We start from the raw sequence: 16,798 nt of genomic DNA, 5'->3' as shown, positions 1-16,798 counted from the left end.
ATTCGCGGTCATTTATTGATATTCAATTCTGGTAAAAAAAAATGTACATTCAAGACACATCTGATTTAAAGTAAGGTGAACTTGTAGCAATAACTTCATTTGTTTCAACATTGCTGTATCCGTTTCTACGATTGATCATGTTTGGTTAGTACGGTTTCCAATATAGCTTAAAATTTCTGGTGAATTGATCAATGTTTCTGTTTCTTCTATATAATACTTTTTAACGAATCAATATATTCTAAGCATGGTGTAGCTCCATACATTTCTTTAAAAAGACTCGTTAAGGACTTTTTATTCGCAAAGTAATAGAAAGATGCGAAAGAAAATTAAAGAAACATTTACTTTTTGCCCCTTCGGGCGTTTTATGTGCCCATATAATCGCACAGTTTGTGTCAACTCTACAATAGGTCTTATAGAACTAACCAATGGTTTGTCACCATTTTCAATAAACATATTAAATATTCCGCTATACTAAATCTTTTAAACTAGGCTGAATTTTAGAAGGCAGTTTTGCTTTTTAACTGTGCATAATCCATGTAAGAGTATAGTGGCATGGCAAGGAAAGCTACTTTAAAGGCGGTTAGTAAACTATCAAGCTTATCTTAATTTTTTTAAGGCACCGCTCCATGCAATCGTTTGATCTAACATTGCATTTACATTCCCAAGGTGTAAATCAGCTGGTTTAAACGTCTTGAAGTTTTCAAAGTCTGTAAATAGCGATAATGTTGGATTTACCCGAACGTCCGCAACTAGTAATTCCCCTAAGATGCCACGCAAATGTTCAGCTGCACGGGCTCCGCCAGTTGAACCATAGCTCACGATGCCCGCAGCTTTGTTGTTCCATTCATCACGTGCGGAATCAAGTGCGTTTTTTAGGGCCCCTGTAATACTGTGATTGTATTCTTGTACGATAAACACAAAACCATCCAAGCCAGAAAGTTTTTCTGACCAAGCTAATAATCCTGGTTCTTTACCAGTGCCTTCTCCAACAAATGGCAAGTTAAAATCTACGATATCGACGATTTCATAATTTGCGTCTTTTCGTTCATCAGCTATTTCTTTTACCCAACTTCCTACTTGTGGACTTACGCGTCCTATACGTGTGCTTCCTAAGATAATTCCGATATTTAATTTTTCCAATGTTTTCTCCTCCTCGTTAATGACTGGCAAATAAATTGGTTAAGAATAAAAACCTCATAATTTGTTTGATTACATATTTTTTATCTCTTCCACTAACGTGTAGTACCCACCTTCTGTATCTTCAATGAGATGGTTTATTTTGTTAAGATGTTCTCTAAATTCACTTTTTTCTAACCAATTTTTATGAAAATCAATACTCTCAAAGGTAGTTACCATAATTGCCTTATTATTTTCTACAGAACGATGCCAACGACTGCTGATCCAACCAGGAACACCTTGTGATCCTTCTTAAAATTGAGTAGTTCTTCAGCTTGGATAGCAACCAATTCATCTAGTTTGCCTGGTTTAGCTGTAAATACATTAATCCATACTATTGTATTACTTGATTTCATATTCATAATCTCCTGTCATTTAACATATTTTTTTCAATTCATTAATAATTGGCATCTTCTTTTATCATTAAAGGGTGTCAGTGCTGACTGTCATTATTTTTAATAAAAAACTAGGGAGTTAAAGCCCTAGTAAATATTTGCACACTCTCAGTTATAAATGCCTCCAGGGATACGGTTGGATAGTTTTCATCGGCATCCAGGTTGTTCATAAAGGCTCCAAAATTCATCATCATGAACGACAGTGCCTGAAGCTCTGGTTCAGTGTGAATAAGCTTTCCTTTCTCATACATCGTGTTAAAATAGTTTGTCAAAATTTTCAGTAACTGTCGAGGATGCTTTTGTGTTTTTTCTCGAAACCCAGGTAAATTGCCTTCCTCCTTGATACTTATCATAATCATTTTACGGTTACGATTCATGATTTCATGATATGTTCGACTGATCAGTTGTAAGTCTGAATGTAAGTCCCACACGATTTGCTCTTCATTAAAAAGTATTGTCATCTCTTCGGCATAATGATATCGATCAAATGCTTTTTCTAGAAGATTTAGCTTGCTTCCAAACCGACGAAACAGTGTTTTTTCACTCAAACCTGCGGCACCAGCAATTTCCTGAGTAGTAACAGCATTGTATCCCTTCTCTGCGATTAGATCGATTGCCGCCAACAGCAGCTTATCATCGGTACTTAGCTTATTACTGCTGCTCATGCTCTCACTTCCCCTGAATAGACTGTCAGTACTTACTGACTATATATTTTATTCTATTCAGCTGTTTTAAAATTGTCAAGGAAATATTTCCAGCAATACATATTCTTTTTAAGACGGTAGGCCAATCCAAATGATAGAAACTTATTGGAGAATTAACACCATACCCATTCAGGAAAACTAATAATAGACGGAGCATTTTGCTCCGCCTGATTGCTAGAATATTTTTTTCTCATTCAACTCGAGAGCTAATTCTTTAAAGAACTGTAGCGATTCTGGATTTCCCATGGAGTCTGCATTCACTACTTTATCAAACTCGAAACCTAATAACACTTTACGTATCGGGACTTCCATTTTCTTTCCGTTCAAGGTTTTCGGAATTTGTTCAACGACATGGATTTGGTCAGGGATAAAGCGAGGGGACACATGCCCTCTGATTTGTTCCTTGATTTTTGCCGTCAATGCTGTATCCAGGCCATTACCGGGTTTAAGGACAACGAACAGCAGCAGTGAGGAACCGAGGCCAAGCACTTCCCTATCAATGACAAGGCTTTCCATCACCTCGTCGATCGCTTCGACGACCCGGTAGATATCACTAGTTCCCATCCGTACACCAGAACGGTTGATGGTCGAGTCGGAACGACCATAAATGATACAGCTGCCCTTGTCGTCAATCTTTATCCAATCACCATGTTTCCATATGCCAGGATACGTATCGAAATAACTCTCGTAGTATCTTGTCCCGTCATGATCATTCCAGAAGTATAGCGGCATGGATGGCATCGGTTTGGTAATTACCAATTCACCGACTTCATTAATCAATGTTTGACCATGCTCATCAAAAGCTTCCGCACAAACACCCAATGCTCTTCCTTGTATCTCTCCGATTCTTACGGGCAATGTTGGAACGCCACCTACAAATCCGGCACAAACATCGGTTCCGCCACTGGATGAACTGAGCCAGATATCCTTCTTGACATTCTCATACACCCATTTATAACCGTCGCCAGACAATGGAGCCCCAGTTGAAAAAAGAGCCTTCAATTTCGATAAATCATATTTTCCCATTGGCTTGTTTCCTAACTTCATGGAATTCGTAAGGAATGGTGCACTTGTTCCAAAGAAAGTCATGCCTGTATCTTCAGCCAATTCCCAAAGGGCATCCATATTCGGAAAAGAAGGACTGCCGTCATAAAGGACGATGGTCCCTTCATTAAGCAAACCGCCCATAAGGAGATTCCACATCATCCAGCCTGTCGTCGTAAACCAGAATACAGTATCCTCGGAAGTCATGCCTTGATGGATTCTTGTTGATTTTAAATGCTCCAATAATATACCGCCATGCCCTTGTACAATTGGTTTTGGCATTCCGGTTGTGCCAGATGAATAGAGAATCCAAAGCGGATGATCGAACGGAACATTTTCAAAAGATAATTCTGTCTTTTCTTTTAAAAGGTCATCCCAAGGAATCGTATCTGCCAGATTCACTTCCAAATTCTTTTTTTCTATGTAAGGTACCAGAACGGTATGCTTTACAGTGATCAATTCCTGTTTAAGCTGGGAGACGACTGATGTTTTATCATATACATTTCCATTGTACTGATATCCATCAACAGCCAGTAATACAACCGGTTCAATCTGTTTGAAACGATCTATGACGCTTCTTGCCCCAAAGTCAGGTGAACAACTGGACCAAATGGCACCTATGCTTGCTGTTGCCAAGAAAGCTATGACAGCTTCAGGTATGTTTGGCATATAGGCAACAACACGGTCACCGGATTTCACACCAAGTTGCCTTAATGAATGGGCGACAGAAGCTACTTTTTCTTTCAGCTCTTTCCAGCTGACTTCCTGCTGCCTGATATGTTCGGAACGGAAAAAAATCGCCGTTTTCTCTTCTTGCTCATTCCATAATGCATTTTCAGCATAATTAAGCCTTGCCCCCTCGAACCATTTCGCACCTGGCATTGATTGCTCCGCTAAAACCCTGTCATATTTCCTGGCTGCTTTTACATCACAATAATCCCAAATTGAAGCCCAAAATTCCTCCAGTTCATCTACCGACCATTTCCATAATTCATGATAATCATGAAACGTTAAACCTTTCTTTTCTTTTAACCATTTCACATATTGAGTCAATACCGTTTGCTCGATTTGTTCCTTTGTCGGTTCCCAAATGATTTGTCCATCTGTAAGCGATTTCATACAATCATCTCCCTTAGGTATCAAATGCGTCATTGAATCATTTCATAATATTGGTAGTTTACTTAAATTGTAATCTATGTGTATAAAACCGTCAATTTACACTAAACTAAATAGGCTCGTATTTATGTATGGGCAGGTTAATAGAGAAACATGTCCCTTTCCCTTGTACACTTGACACATGTACCGTTCCTTCCATGCTTTTGATAACGCTATATGAAACCATCATTCCTAATCCCGTCCCTTTATTCTTTGTCGTGAAGTAAGGTTCACCTAAACGGTATATCTGTTCCTGTGTCATTCCAATTCCCTGATCTTGGATCTTAATTTGGATGGTGGAGGCAGCATGAATTAAATCTATGTATATTTCGCCAGCATGGTCCATCGATTCTATCCCATTCTTTAAGATATTGAACAAGCACTGCTGGAATTTCTTCCTTTCCCCCATGATATAATAAGCTCCATCTTCGAATAAGGATAATTTCAATTCAGTTCCATTATTGCTAGCCAAGGGTTTTATGCTGTTCACGACATGCTGAATTTCTTCTGATACCCTTAATCGCTCCGTGTTTTCAGGGCTTATGGCAGCAAACGTCAAATAATCATTAATGACATCCGTGGCCCGATCCAATTCCTTCAGTGCAATATTTGCATATTTGACCTTTGTATGGGAAGACACGTCTTCACTTAACATTTGAATATATCCCCTAGTAACCGTAAGGGGATTTCTGACTTCATGAGATATGCTTGCAGCCAGATGACTAACGATCTGCAATTTTTCCGCTTTCACTAATTTTTCGAGAACCTGAAAATTAGTGAGGATGACCTCCCATAGTAAGATTACAACAACGATTCCAATGACTTGGATCGTGAAGTACTGTTTCCATATGCTTATGCCGATAGTAAGTTCAAATACGACTGTTGAAATAAACTGCGTAAGAATATGGACAATGAATATTAATGATATGCCAATAAGGATTTTTTTACTGACAGACATTTTTAGATAGTACTTAGATATAAAAAACAGGGAAATGCCCATTAGTGGAAAAGTGATGCATGATATATAAAATCCATTATCACCCCCTGATAAATAGCGGATAACAAGAGTGATGACTATCAATATGATTCCTAACCGGTAGCCTCCATATAAACCGCCTAATAGAAAAGGGATCCATCTAAGATCCCAAACAAAATCCTTTTCTATAACAACGGGAAATAACATGCATAGAACAAGTGAAAGAATAGGGAAAATCGATAGGAAGGATCCTTTTAATGCATCTAAACGGTATACGTACTTCACTAGATAGCTCATTTGCAATAAAAAGATCGGAAAAAGGATAATTAAAAAGTTAATCAGTAAATCTTTTGTCATAAGATTCATTTTTACACCGAACTTTCGATATTTTTCGAAGATTTAGACAGGTATATCAATCTTAACAAGATAGAGAATAATAAGCTAGTGAAATTAACATGAAGGAATTAAAAGTTTCCTCTTCCTCCATCCAGGAAAATACCCGTTCGTAAAGTGTACTTTTACGAACGGGTATTTTTCCCTCAGATTGGTAAAAATATTGAATTTTCTACTACTCACCTGTTAAACAATGAAACTCCAATACTTCTGGCATAGACGCTAATGCTCTTTCCAAAACTTCCATTTTTTCTAATAGACCAATTTTCAATTAGTATTAATGGGGAGAAGAAACGCTATTGATGGAAATATGGGCTGATTGGTATAAATGATCAGTCTATTGAATATCTCAATTTTTTCCAGAAAAGCTCCCTGTACAGAAACCTTTTTAGATATAAAATAAGATGTTACAGTTCATTCACTCTCATGGTTCTTGTATGTTTTCCCATCATGGTAATAAAGTTCTGAACCTAGATGAACATTTTCATTTTCTTTCAATTGACGAATAAGTTCTTTACTTTTTGTTTTATTCATTTCTTTATACCAGGTTCCTTGTGGATATAAAACAGTTATCGGCCCATGCTTGCATTGGCCGTTGCATAATGTTTTTGTTGTGTGAATCTTTTTTTGTAGTTCTAAGTTTTTCAATTCCCCTCTAATGGTCTCTGTTACTTCTTCTGCTCCATTTTTCGTGCATGTTTTCCCGTTGCAAATTAATAGATGTTTGCTAACCCCATCTAAGTTCATAAGAAATCCCCTTTTTCCTTTTTATTTGACCTCTTTGACTTTACATCAAATTTAAATTCTCCCCACACTTTGTAGCAGCCAGTTTTATCAAATTTCATTTCAATAGGATGTTAGGAAACAATTAACGACCAGGGTTATAATAAACCATACCTTGGTAAAGTATATGTTATTCTAAACGAAATCGTGATTCAATATTAAATGTTATTGTACATGTCTGGATTTAATTCCACTTCAACAGTTCCTGAATCCAAGTTTTCTTTCACAGTGTTAACTCCAGGCAATTTCTCTACACTGCCTTCAATCGCTTTAATGCAATGCCCTCAAGACAAAAAAGCCAAGCACCGATTCAGAGACTTTCTATTACTAGGAGTTATTTTAGTTGCATGGGTTGGCGGATTCTCTCCGATTTCGAGTGCTTTGTTTCTCGGTATTGGTATTTATGTAAAACCAATAATGCTCATTAAAGATCATATAAAACATTAAAGCATCTGTTTCATGGTTAAACCTTTCCGGATTGGGGCAGAAGGTTCCTTAATAATAACGAAAAGAAGTGTGGTTATCATCTTCATAGGACTTCTCGATATAATAACCTATTTGTAGATTAATAAAAAAAGCCAGTCCTTGAAAAAGAACTGGGCTTATTGTTATAAAAGTTAAAAGTCAACCCTATCAATTATATGTTTTTGCACCTAAATATCTTTCTGACCAATAGCTATTATTCATCGAAGTAATACTTACACCTTTTGAAGAGGAACTATGAATGAATTGGTTCCCTCCAATATAAATGCCCGCATGAGAGGCGCCAGGTTTATAGGTTTCAAAAAAAACAAGATCCCCAACTTTTGGTGAAGAAACCTTTTTCCCCTTCTTATACATTTCCGCAACAGTTCTAGGCAAAGTCACATCGGTACTTTTTTCGAAAACATATTTTAAAAATCCGCTGCAATCAAAACCTTTTGGTGTACTCCCTCCCCATACATAGGGTACACCCAAATATTTTTTAGCGTTACTTACCAGATTAGTAGATGAATTACCGTTTGACTTTTGAGCAGTTTTTTTTGTAATCCCCAAAGCCTTATATGTATTCGGACCTACAATACCGTCAGCTTTCAAGCCCTTCTTTTTTTGAAATTTCACTACCGAACTTTTAGTGACTGTGCCAAAATATGTAGTAGTGTTTTTATTAGTGAAGTACCCTTTATTCTTTAAAACCCCTTGTAATTGTTTTACTTCGGTATGAGTCATTCCACTTTTTAACGTACGATCTCCTAATGCAGCATTACTTACCAAAGGATTCGAAAGTAACAATCCCGTCACTACTACTGAAGCAATAATTTTTTTCATTTACTATTTCCCCCGATAAAATCTCTTTTTTATAATTTTATCATCCTTAAGTGACACACATATTTTCCTTAATTTACATTATCATTACAAAATTATGCAGTATTTGAGCAGAAGTGACAAAATATCTATAATACCCCAAATATCTTCCGGAAATTGATATGTTCTTTGGTAGATTTTAAATTACTAACAGAACTTAAAATTGTGGGTATCTTATGAAAATTATCCATATTTTATCCATCAAAAAATTGAACCCAAAATGGTTCTATGAGTTAGCTTTCAACTAATATTTGGGTGGTAGGGCACCTTCCCTTTGATTCGGTGTGAATAGTATTTTTCCTGACTCTTTTTATTTTGTATTTGAATCCATTAAATTCGTTCAGATGTTTGTTCTTAAGTTTGTGAATACCTGGCTTTTCCAATCTTAACTTTATAAATGTTTTGTTCTAATTTTCCCCACACTCTAGAAGTGGTACATGTGTACAAAAAAGACTACACCTAATAGGTACTAGCCCCCTCCTAAAAACTGCACTTGCAACGAAAACACAAAATAATATTAGAAAAAGAATAGCAAAAAACACTGAAAACGACGAAGTCATTTCAGTGCCATATTCGAATATGAACTTAATAAAGAGCGGATTTTGCGAGCATCGTTATAGTCGCATCATCCATCGGAGGATTATGGAGACCTGCGCGTACATCCCTATAGTAGCGTTGCAGGGGATTGTTTCGTTGTAAACTTTTGGCTCCGACGACTCTCATCGCTTTATCGACGATGGAAATCGATTTATTGACGACCGATAACTTAACAGCACCCAATTGCTTCGATAGTTCATCATGATCTTCAGGCTGCCGCACCCATTTTTCTGCGACAGAGTAGAGGAAATGGTGTGCTTCCCCCAATTCCAGTTCCATCTCCCCAATTGTACGTTGAACATTCGGAAGGTCCCTGATTGGTCCTGGTAAGCTATTGGGAGAATAGGTTTTCGCAAATTCGACTGCGTAATTTCTGGCAGCCACTGCAATTCCCAAGTAGCAAGCCGGTATATGTAATAGCCACGCTTCAGGTTTTCTTTTTTCACCAGTATTGCTTTTCATGACATAATACTTTTCAGGCAGGCTGACATCAGTTAACACCAAATCATGACTTCCTGTTCCTTGCATGGAGATCATATCCCAAGTTTCTTCTATACTTACACCCGTTACATCACGATGAACTAAAAAAGTGCCTAAACACTCATCTTCGGGTACCCATGCCGTTACAAGAAAAATATCAAGGATGGGAGAGAGTGTAGTAAAAGTCTTTCTGCCATTCAAATTCCATTGTTTACCCTTTTTGATAGCGATCGTTTCCGGTCTGCCACCGCGCGTCGGGCTTCCCGTTCCAGTCTCAGATGCTGCCGTATTGATTAGAGCACCTTTCGACACTTCATCAAACAACTCTTTCATGACTTCTTTTTCCCACGGTCTCTTCTCCGTTAAGGAGAGGACGGTTCCGACATGCCAGCCTATTCCTAAGGCTGTTGGGCCGCAATATTGAGCTATTTTTTCTTGGCATAGGAGAAAATCATATAAGGAACCGCCGTACCCCCCATCCTCTTTTGCTAAAGTTAATCGGGGATATCCGAATTCCTTTAACTCCTGAATGTTTTCAAAAGGAAATCCCTTTGAATCATCAAGTGCCTCAGATCGACCGGAAAACGACTGAATCGCTTCTTCTAATTTTTGTATATATTCTTTTTGCTTCTGTGATTGAAAAAACGACATGAAGATCACCCCTCCTGTGGTAAACAAAAATCCTGGACCATCCAGCAGCAGAAACAGAACTGCTAACTCCACTTTATCATATCACCTTAGTGTAGTTTATGGTTCGAATCTGCCCATTAAGAGTCGATGTCTTCATTTTTATATTCTTTGTTCGCGTTCTTGTATGCTTCCTTAGCCTGATCAATATTTTTGTTTTCGAGAAAGTAAGCTATCGCCGCTTGCCCGATTCCATATGTGACTGCGCCCGCTACCGCACCCGAAACGGCTAGGCCGGCTCCTGGGATGAAACGGACTGCAGCCCTGACACCTTCCCTGACAAGGAGACCGATTCCGACATTGATCCCTAATGCAGCAATGAATTCACTTGCCGTTTTTGTATTGATTTCTTTATCCGCGATAAAACCGATCACCACAATCATCAAACCTTGAATGCCGGTCAAAATGGGAAAATCGGCAAAAGGTATTGGCTCTGCACCGATTAAACCTGCGATTGCCGTAAACGTTCCCACTATCGTCCGCGCGAATTTTTTCTTTACGAATTGGCTCTGCATCGCTTTGGCTGTCTTCAGCTTCGCTTCACTGGGTAAGGCCTCAATTAAGTAATCAGACAGCAAATCTATGTTCCAACGCATATCATATTCAATATTTCCACTTTCATCAAAATCAATATACGAACAAGTAGGAATGATGTTCAAAAGTGGTATTTCACTCTCTTTAAATCTTTTTGACATCAAAGCGATGGCTTCATCAATATTCTGTTTTTTCTTAGGATTGGCATCAAAAGGTGCTTGTTTATAATGAGGCGGATCTAATTCATCCACTTGGGTGACCACACAAATGACGGGTACATCATAATGGTGATTCTCTTTAACGATCTTGCGCAGCTTATTCAATTCTTGTAAATCTTCTTCAATCCGTGAATCCGTTTCTTTTGCTTTAATCAAGAAAAGAAACACATCAGGCTGTTCTTCTGTTACCGCTTTTATCAATTCACCCAATGGTGTTTCTTCATCGAAATCTTCCGTAGGAGCTTCACTCTCACCCAGCCCGCGGGAGTCCAGCAAACGAATCTTGGGCTCGGCATCACTCGGGTACCATAGCCATTTTCCCTTACCCGTTCCGGATTTAACGGAACTGACATATTGGAGCTCCTGACCAAACATCGCATTGATCAGTGATGATTTTCCGGAACCACGCCTGCCGACAAGAGCAATTCGCGGTTCCCTTGCATCAACTGTCATCGTTTTAAGCTTTAAGAGCTGGTCGAGCATTTTGTTCTTTTTTGATTGTGAAATGGGCAGCTTATCTACCTGGCCTTTAATGAAACTGAATATGCTTCCCATTTCATCATGTTTTTCCACCATCACTCATTCCCCCTTGTTAAGAAGTGTTTTTAAGTAACATTTACCCTTGAACGATTCAATTTAAGCATGTAACTTCATTCTCCTTGCAAAATTAAGGGGCTCCATATATTCATTTAACTCTTTTCTTTTAAGAACATAATGACACTGGCCATGTATTTTTGGATTTCCTGAACTTGAAATGCTGCAGAATCCGCAATCTGTTTGTAATGATGCTGTCCTTCATCGGTGATTCGTAAATAGCGTTTAGTTCGTTTTTCACTTTCCCACCTGCCGACAAGAAGCCCGTTCTCTTCCATTTCATGAGATAAATCGTATAAATAACCGTTAGAAGCGATCCAACCGAACTGATTCTTAAGCAGATCGCCAATTTCCCCCATGTAAATGGGCTTCTTAGTGAAAGCGGCTTTTAAGGTTACATAACGGACTAGATCCTTCACCGATATTATTTTCGAGAAATACGACCTGTATTCTTCAGGAAGCTCATTAACAACCGGTGGGTTTTCACCAGATCCCCTTAAATCGAACATGAAGCGATCGATGACCTTTTTCACTTCGGAGAACCGTTCCAGGAAATTTTCTTGGTACCATATGTAAAGCTCTTTCCCTTTTTCCGTTATTTGATAATAATTTCTTCCCTTATTCGTATATAAGGATAAATGATTGGAATCGACTAGCGTATTGGATATTTTACATAAATAGTCATAGCTATGTACTTTGCCAGTGAACGTATTTTTCAGGTCCTGATGAATCGCCCTTGGATAATTCGCTTTTATCCTCAAAGAGTGAAGTAAGAAAATCGTTAAAAATTCCCGCTGGCTCAACCCAACCGTTTCAACCGTTGCAGACAGTTTTTCCCCTTTCTTCACTGTCAAAACCCCCTTTATTTACTGTTTATATAACATATCATCTAAATATTTCTTCCTTCCCCTTATTATCCTGTGCTGCCACATAATAGTAAAGTTTTTAATGCCTAACTGCCTAGTACTAATTTTTCGGATTCTATCTAATGTTGGATGGGGTAGATTCTGAATATTCTGTCGAGGTTTATTATGAAATAGTGTAAAAAATAAAAAGAAGAAACGGCCCATGTTAAGGCCGTTTCTTCTTTAGGTTTACTGTTCCGTTAAAATGATCGGTTCACCTTTTGTAATGACAAGGGTATGTTCATATTGCGCGGAAAGCTTTCCATCTGCCGTTCTCGCCGTCCAGCCGTCTTGATCCATTTTCATATGCCATGTTCCTGCATTCAGCATTGGCTCGATCGTGATGACCATACCTTCTTTTAGACGGGCACCTTTACCTGGCTTACCATAATGTAGGACTGTTGGGTCCTCGTGCATGGTTTTACCAATTCCGTGGCCTGTAAAATCGCGAACAACAGAAAACTTTTCACCTTCTGCATATGACTGGATTGCATGCCCGATGTCCCCGAGACGATTTCCTGCACGTGCGACTTCGATGCCCCTGTATAAAGCATTTTTGGTTACATCCATTAAACGCTGAGCTTCATCGGAAACTTCACCGACCGCATATGTCCAAGCGGAATCCGCCAAACCACCGTTAAGGTTCACCACCATATCAATCGTAACGATGTCTCCCTCTTTTAGGGCTTTCTTTTGCGGAAAGCCGTGACAAATAACATCATTCACTGAAGCACACGTTGCATATTTATATCCGTTATAGCCCTTTTGTTCTGGTGTAGCACCATGCTCTGCCAAGTACTTATCGACAAATTCTTCGATTTCCCAAGTCGTGATGCCCGGTTTTATCATTTTTGCAATTTCTCTATGCGTCGCAGCAAGAAGTTTGCCCGCTTCATGCATCAAATTTATTTCTCTTTCACTTTTAATGGTTATCATTTAAAATCCTCTTTCGTTTTATAACTTTTCTGATTGAGACTCCTTGTTTATCATATGCCTTTTTTTATATAAAAAGCAACCAAAAACCCGGTAAAAATCACCGGGTTAATTAATTCATGGCCTTTTTTGTACCAGTAATTCCGAGAAAAATAAAAATGGAAGCCAGCGTTTACGTTTTTTACACAAATGAATATTCCAGGTGAGAATTACCTAGAATTTATAATCACGATTGGACTTAATTGTCTCAAAAATTTTATATAGGCCCATGTGTATTAACCGGGTACAGATTTCCATCTAACGCAAATGAAACTCTTCCTGTTTCTTCTGATACTACCAATACCAGGGCATCACTTCGTTCAGATAAACCTAATGCAGAGCGGTGGCGTGTTCCAAGTTTTTTTTCCCCTGTTGATCTGTCTGAAAGCGGAAGGACATTTGCTGCGGAAACAATCTGATTTTTATTAACCAAAACGGCACCATCATGCAGTGGATTTCCAGGGAAAAAAATTGATTCGAGTAAAGAATGGGTTAACTCCGCGCCTATTGAAATACCGGGTTGAATCAATGAATCAATAGGGTCTCCCCGTTGAATCACAATCAAGCCGCCGTGTCTCAAATTCGACAAATTTTGTACGCAAGTTGATAACTCTGGATATTTGTCCGTAAACGGTGACAAATAACAATTCAAATAAAATGTAGCTGCTTTCATATCGATGTATATAAATTTATCCTTTATTTTCTCGAAATTTCCAAGAAGACAATAATTTTCATCACCCATTGCTTCTAAGTTATCCTGTAAAGCTGATATTACTTGTCGTAAATCCTCTTTTAACATTTGTTTCATTGGTGAAAAATCACAATTGCCATGATTCACAGTCATGCACCTCCCCTTTATTATTTCACTCTCTTTCTTTCAATAAATCTTAATTGGCCTCGCAAAGACCAATCTTATTTTTCGTAGCTCTAGTTATGCCTAGTTAAATTTATAATTATGAATGTACTTAAAGTTTGTCTTCACGATAATTAATTATTCATCTTTACTATCAATTAAGTAATGACTTCACATTTTTTTATGTCATATGGACAACGTAAAAGAATAGATATGTTAATGACCTGTTGAAAGATATTCTATATAAGAGGTGGTATTGGATGCCTTATGTAACCGTATTTGACCAAGGAACATTTGAAGTTGAAATGGGAAAAAAATTAGTATTAGCATTGGAAGATAACGGTATAAATATTCTCCACCGATGCGGCGGGAAGGCTAAATGTACAACTTGCAGAGTTGAAATATTGGCGGGTGATTTTTTGGAGGTCACACATAAAGAAAAAAAGATCTTTGAGGAAAAAGGAATGGAAGATCATTTACGTTTATCTTGTCAAATTTACGTGAATGGAGACATTACCGTTCGGCCGATCAAGACGGTAGAAAACTCTGGAATTCCTGCTGGGCCAAGGCCTGCCGACTGAATAGTTTCGTAAGTGTCGCAGTTTAATCAAAAAACATCAAAACAATTGTTTTGATGTTTTTTTAATCTTTAGCCAAATGAATTACTTCTTTTCCATGACCGCAAAATAATTATCTTCATTATCAGCAAAATTGAAGACTCTTCCAGATGGCATAGTTACAAGCTCTCCCACTTTGATATTCTTCTCTGAAAAGTCTTTATATAATTCATCAAGATTATCCGAGTAAAACATTAACGAAGGTGTATTAAGATTTAATTCAGGCTGCATTTTAGCAATGAATTCTTTATTATGCAGGATGATACTCGTTTCTGCTACCTTTGTTGGGGCTATTTCAATCCATCTTAGCCCTTGGCCATTATCTTCTTCAGAAATTACGCTAAAACCGAAATTTTCCGTCCAAAATTTCAATGACTCGTCTTGATCATTTACATATAACATAATTTGCCCGACTTTGTTAATCATTTGCTTCTCTCCCTTTCTGCTGGTTCCGTTATTAATTGAATCATTTATGTATAAGCATCATGTTGGTTGGAAATATATAACTGATTAAATCGTATTATATATGCTAGATTTAATCAATATTTACCAAAAATGAATTTTTGGGAGGTTTTTGAACCTGCACGATTGCTTAAGAAAAGCAGTTATCTTTTACGAATTTTGCTTAATTGTTTCTTCTACGTATTTCAAGAAATCTGTATATGTCGAATTCCCTTCCAGATATTGCGCTACCACAGTTAAAGGAACTATAACTCTATCTCTCTTTTTAGAGTAAAGAACCGTTGCTGTTTTAATGCCCCTATGCACCCCATCAAGTGCAGAAGAAAAATGATATACAGAATCATATTCATACCATTTAAAATCTTGATTTATATTCCTTTTTATAATTTCTCCAATATAGGCACCTATTCTTATCACAAAATTATCAAAATGATTCTTTAAAAGTTCACTACCCATTTGAGTAGTACATAATCTTTTCGTATAAGCATCTATATAGCGAATGCTTTCAATAGTGAAATCTAAATTTCTCTTTGTTAGGTTCTCTTGATCCCAAGTATCTTTTGATACATCCTGATACATTAATTTCGCAATGCTTTTTAAATCATTTTTTATTAATTTTGTTCTATTTAAGGAACCGAACATATGACATTTCCCCTTTATTAATTATTTAAGTGTTACTTATAAGTCTACACCGGTAGATAAAAAAAGCTATGCAATCTTTAAATAAAGTAATTAGCAGGACTTTTTGATTTTTCACAGAACTTCTATACAGAGTATTTCTCAAAGGAGAGTGAAATTGTGGTTCTATCGAAAGAGGGTTTGTTAAATATATTGGAAGGCAACAGGAGCTTGACGTTGAGGGTGGTTGAAGCTTTCCCTGAAAAGGAATTGTTTAATTATGCACCGGCCAGGGAGCTTCGCCCTTTCGCAGATATGGTTAAAGAAATCATGAACATTGAAACTGCATATATGCGTGGAATTGCACTGGGTGTTTGGGAGTTTCCAGATTCGTTTGCCGGAATTTCTACCAAAGAAGAACTTGTATCAGCATGCGAAGCAGTAAGGGATGATACGAGGAAGCTGTGGGAGGAAATGACCGAGGAAACGCTTGGAGTGGTCGAAAAGGATCCTTTTTTCGGTCCCTCACAAAGCCACTTTGATAGACTTCAATATGCGTTGGAAAACGAAATCCACCATAGGGGCCAGGGTTATATCTACCTTAGAACACTCGGAATTGAACCGCCGGAATTTTTCGTAAGGCAATAATGCATTATGTAATAAATTTGGAGCATTGAATAACAAATAAAAAAGTAGGAGTGAAAGAAATGTCAGTTGATGCATATCTTAATTTTAATGGGAATTGTCGACAAGCAGTAGAGTTCTACGCAGAGGTTTTTGGAACGGAACTACCAAATATCATGACCTTTGGGGAAACACCGCCTAATCCGGATTTTACTCTTCCAGAAGAAGCGAAAGATTTAGTCATGCATACAAGGCTAAATATAAATGGAAGCAATATCATGTTTTCAGATACTTTTCCTGGAATGCCTTTTGTTGAAGGAAACAATATCAGCCTGGCTTATGTCAGTAATGATTTGGATGAAATTAAATCGATTTTTAACAAACTAAGTGAAGGCGGTACGGTTGGTGTAGAGCTCCAAGAAACATTCTGGAGTAAAATTTATGGTCAGTTAACCGATAAATTCGGAATCAAATGGCAATTTAACTTCGAGAGCTGAGAAATGGAATTTGGATATAGTGCTTTTCACTGGTGAAAAGTTTCTATATCCTTTTGTGTTTTAGGCAAGGATATTGTAACTAGCAAAGGATTAACGCGATTAGTTTAATGATCGGTTGGAATACACAAAACGGCACCCTAACCCTTACAATAGGTCATGATAAATGGTAT

General features: G+C 37.7%; 18 protein-coding genes and 1 pseudogene. 3 read left to right on the top strand and 16 right to left on the bottom strand.

The annotated features are described in order from the left end of the window. Window positions 1-597: 597 nt before the first annotated feature. The 14 genes and pseudogenes from ACIROD_RS18660 to cdaS form a co-directional block, all read right to left on the bottom strand. Window positions 598-1,140: an NADPH-dependent FMN reductase gene (locus ACIROD_RS18660; protein ID WP_260357628.1), complete on the bottom strand. Its 543-nt coding sequence runs from the start codon at window positions 1,138-1,140 to the stop codon at window positions 598-600. A 233-nt stretch (window positions 1,141-1,373) separates the two neighbouring features. Next, a complete protein-coding gene (locus ACIROD_RS18655; protein WP_402942833.1) occupies window positions 1,374-1,532 on the bottom strand; it encodes a hypothetical protein in 159 nt (52 codons plus the stop codon). Between the two features lie 110 nt (window positions 1,533-1,642). Further along, on the bottom strand, window positions 1,643-2,236 hold the full coding sequence (locus tag ACIROD_RS18650) for a TetR/AcrR family transcriptional regulator (protein ID WP_402942830.1): 594 nt from the start codon (window positions 2,234-2,236) through the stop codon (window positions 1,643-1,645). Window positions 2,237-2,449: 213 nt separating this feature from the next. Further along, window positions 2,450-4,471: an acetoacetate--CoA ligase gene (locus ACIROD_RS18645; RefSeq protein ID WP_402942827.1), complete on the bottom strand. Its 2,022-nt coding sequence runs from the start codon at window positions 4,469-4,471 to the stop codon at window positions 2,450-2,452. Between the two features lie 73 nt (window positions 4,472-4,544). Next, a complete protein-coding gene (locus ACIROD_RS18640) occupies window positions 4,545-5,735 on the bottom strand; it encodes an ATP-binding protein (protein WP_402942824.1) in 1,191 nt (396 codons plus the stop codon). A 286-nt stretch (window positions 5,736-6,021) separates the two neighbouring features. Then, window positions 6,022-6,096 (bottom strand): annotated as a pseudogene (locus ACIROD_RS18635) (Lrp/AsnC family transcriptional regulator); the annotation flags it as partial. 161 nt (window positions 6,097-6,257) lie between these two features. Beyond that, window positions 6,258-6,590: a (2Fe-2S) ferredoxin domain-containing protein gene (locus ACIROD_RS18630; RefSeq protein WP_260357624.1), complete on the bottom strand. Its 333-nt coding sequence runs from the start codon at window positions 6,588-6,590 to the stop codon at window positions 6,258-6,260. 194 nt (window positions 6,591-6,784) lie between these two features. Then, window positions 6,785-6,901, bottom strand: coding sequence for a cation transporter (locus ACIROD_RS18625; RefSeq protein WP_402943004.1), 117 nt, complete (start codon window positions 6,899-6,901; stop codon window positions 6,785-6,787). 358 nt (window positions 6,902-7,259) lie between these two features. Then, complete coding sequence (locus ACIROD_RS18620) at window positions 7,260-7,934, bottom strand: C40 family peptidase (protein WP_101222120.1); 675 nt, start codon at window positions 7,932-7,934, stop codon at window positions 7,260-7,262. A 621-nt stretch (window positions 7,935-8,555) separates the two neighbouring features. Then, a complete protein-coding gene (locus tag ACIROD_RS18615) occupies window positions 8,556-9,698 on the bottom strand; it encodes an acyl-CoA dehydrogenase family protein (RefSeq protein WP_402942819.1) in 1,143 nt (380 codons plus the stop codon). 116 nt (window positions 9,699-9,814) lie between these two features. Next, the gene (locus ACIROD_RS18610) at window positions 9,815-11,062 is read right to left on the bottom strand and encodes a GTPase family protein (protein ID WP_260357623.1); all 1,248 of its coding nucleotides are present in this window, start codon (window positions 11,060-11,062) and stop codon (window positions 9,815-9,817) included. A gap of 113 nt (window positions 11,063-11,175) precedes the next feature. After that, entirely contained in the window at window positions 11,176-11,928 is a 753-nt protein-coding gene (locus ACIROD_RS18605) for a PadR family transcriptional regulator (RefSeq protein ID WP_260357622.1), read from the bottom strand. A gap of 246 nt (window positions 11,929-12,174) precedes the next feature. Next, complete coding sequence (map, locus tag ACIROD_RS18600; protein ID WP_101222117.1) at window positions 12,175-12,921, bottom strand: type I methionyl aminopeptidase; 747 nt, start codon at window positions 12,919-12,921, stop codon at window positions 12,175-12,177. 253 nt (window positions 12,922-13,174) lie between these two features. Continuing rightward, complete coding sequence (cdaS, locus tag ACIROD_RS18595; RefSeq protein ID WP_402942814.1) at window positions 13,175-13,795, bottom strand: sporulation-specific diadenylate cyclase CdaS; 621 nt, start codon at window positions 13,793-13,795, stop codon at window positions 13,175-13,177. A 275-nt stretch (window positions 13,796-14,070) separates the two neighbouring features. Here cdaS and ACIROD_RS18590 point away from each other — a divergent pair, with 275 nt between their 5' ends. Beyond that, on the top strand, window positions 14,071-14,391 hold the full coding sequence (locus tag ACIROD_RS18590) for a 2Fe-2S iron-sulfur cluster-binding protein (protein ID WP_101222115.1): 321 nt from the start codon (window positions 14,071-14,073) through the stop codon (window positions 14,389-14,391). 81 nt (window positions 14,392-14,472) lie between these two features. Here the strand turns inward: ACIROD_RS18590 and ACIROD_RS18585 are convergent, their stop codons facing one another. Together ACIROD_RS18585 and ACIROD_RS18580 are read right to left on the bottom strand one after the other, a co-directional pair. Beyond that, a complete protein-coding gene (locus ACIROD_RS18585; protein ID WP_101222114.1) occupies window positions 14,473-14,853 on the bottom strand; it encodes a VOC family protein in 381 nt (126 codons plus the stop codon). Between the two features lie 186 nt (window positions 14,854-15,039). Next, window positions 15,040-15,531, bottom strand: a complete 492-nt coding sequence (locus ACIROD_RS18580) for a hypothetical protein (RefSeq protein WP_402942811.1) — start codon at window positions 15,529-15,531, stop codon at window positions 15,040-15,042. Between the two features lie 156 nt (window positions 15,532-15,687). On the opposite strand from ACIROD_RS18580, the gene ACIROD_RS18575 reads away from it, so the two are divergent. Both ACIROD_RS18575 and ACIROD_RS18570 read left to right on the top strand, forming a co-directional pair. After that, a complete protein-coding gene (locus ACIROD_RS18575) occupies window positions 15,688-16,155 on the top strand; it encodes a DinB family protein (RefSeq protein WP_260357618.1) in 468 nt (155 codons plus the stop codon). Window positions 16,156-16,214: 59 nt separating this feature from the next. Continuing rightward, window positions 16,215-16,628, top strand: coding sequence for a VOC family protein (locus ACIROD_RS18570; RefSeq protein WP_260357617.1), 414 nt, complete (start codon window positions 16,215-16,217; stop codon window positions 16,626-16,628). Window positions 16,629-16,798 lie beyond the last annotated feature (170 nt).

Origin of the sequence: Peribacillus sp. NPDC101481 (assembly GCF_044767165.1) — a bacterium.
Taxonomy (GTDB): Bacteria; Bacillota; Bacilli; order Bacillales; family DSM-1321; genus Peribacillus.
The sequence above is the reverse complement of the archived record's forward strand: the minus strand, read 5'-3'. Positions and strand labels throughout refer to the sequence as shown.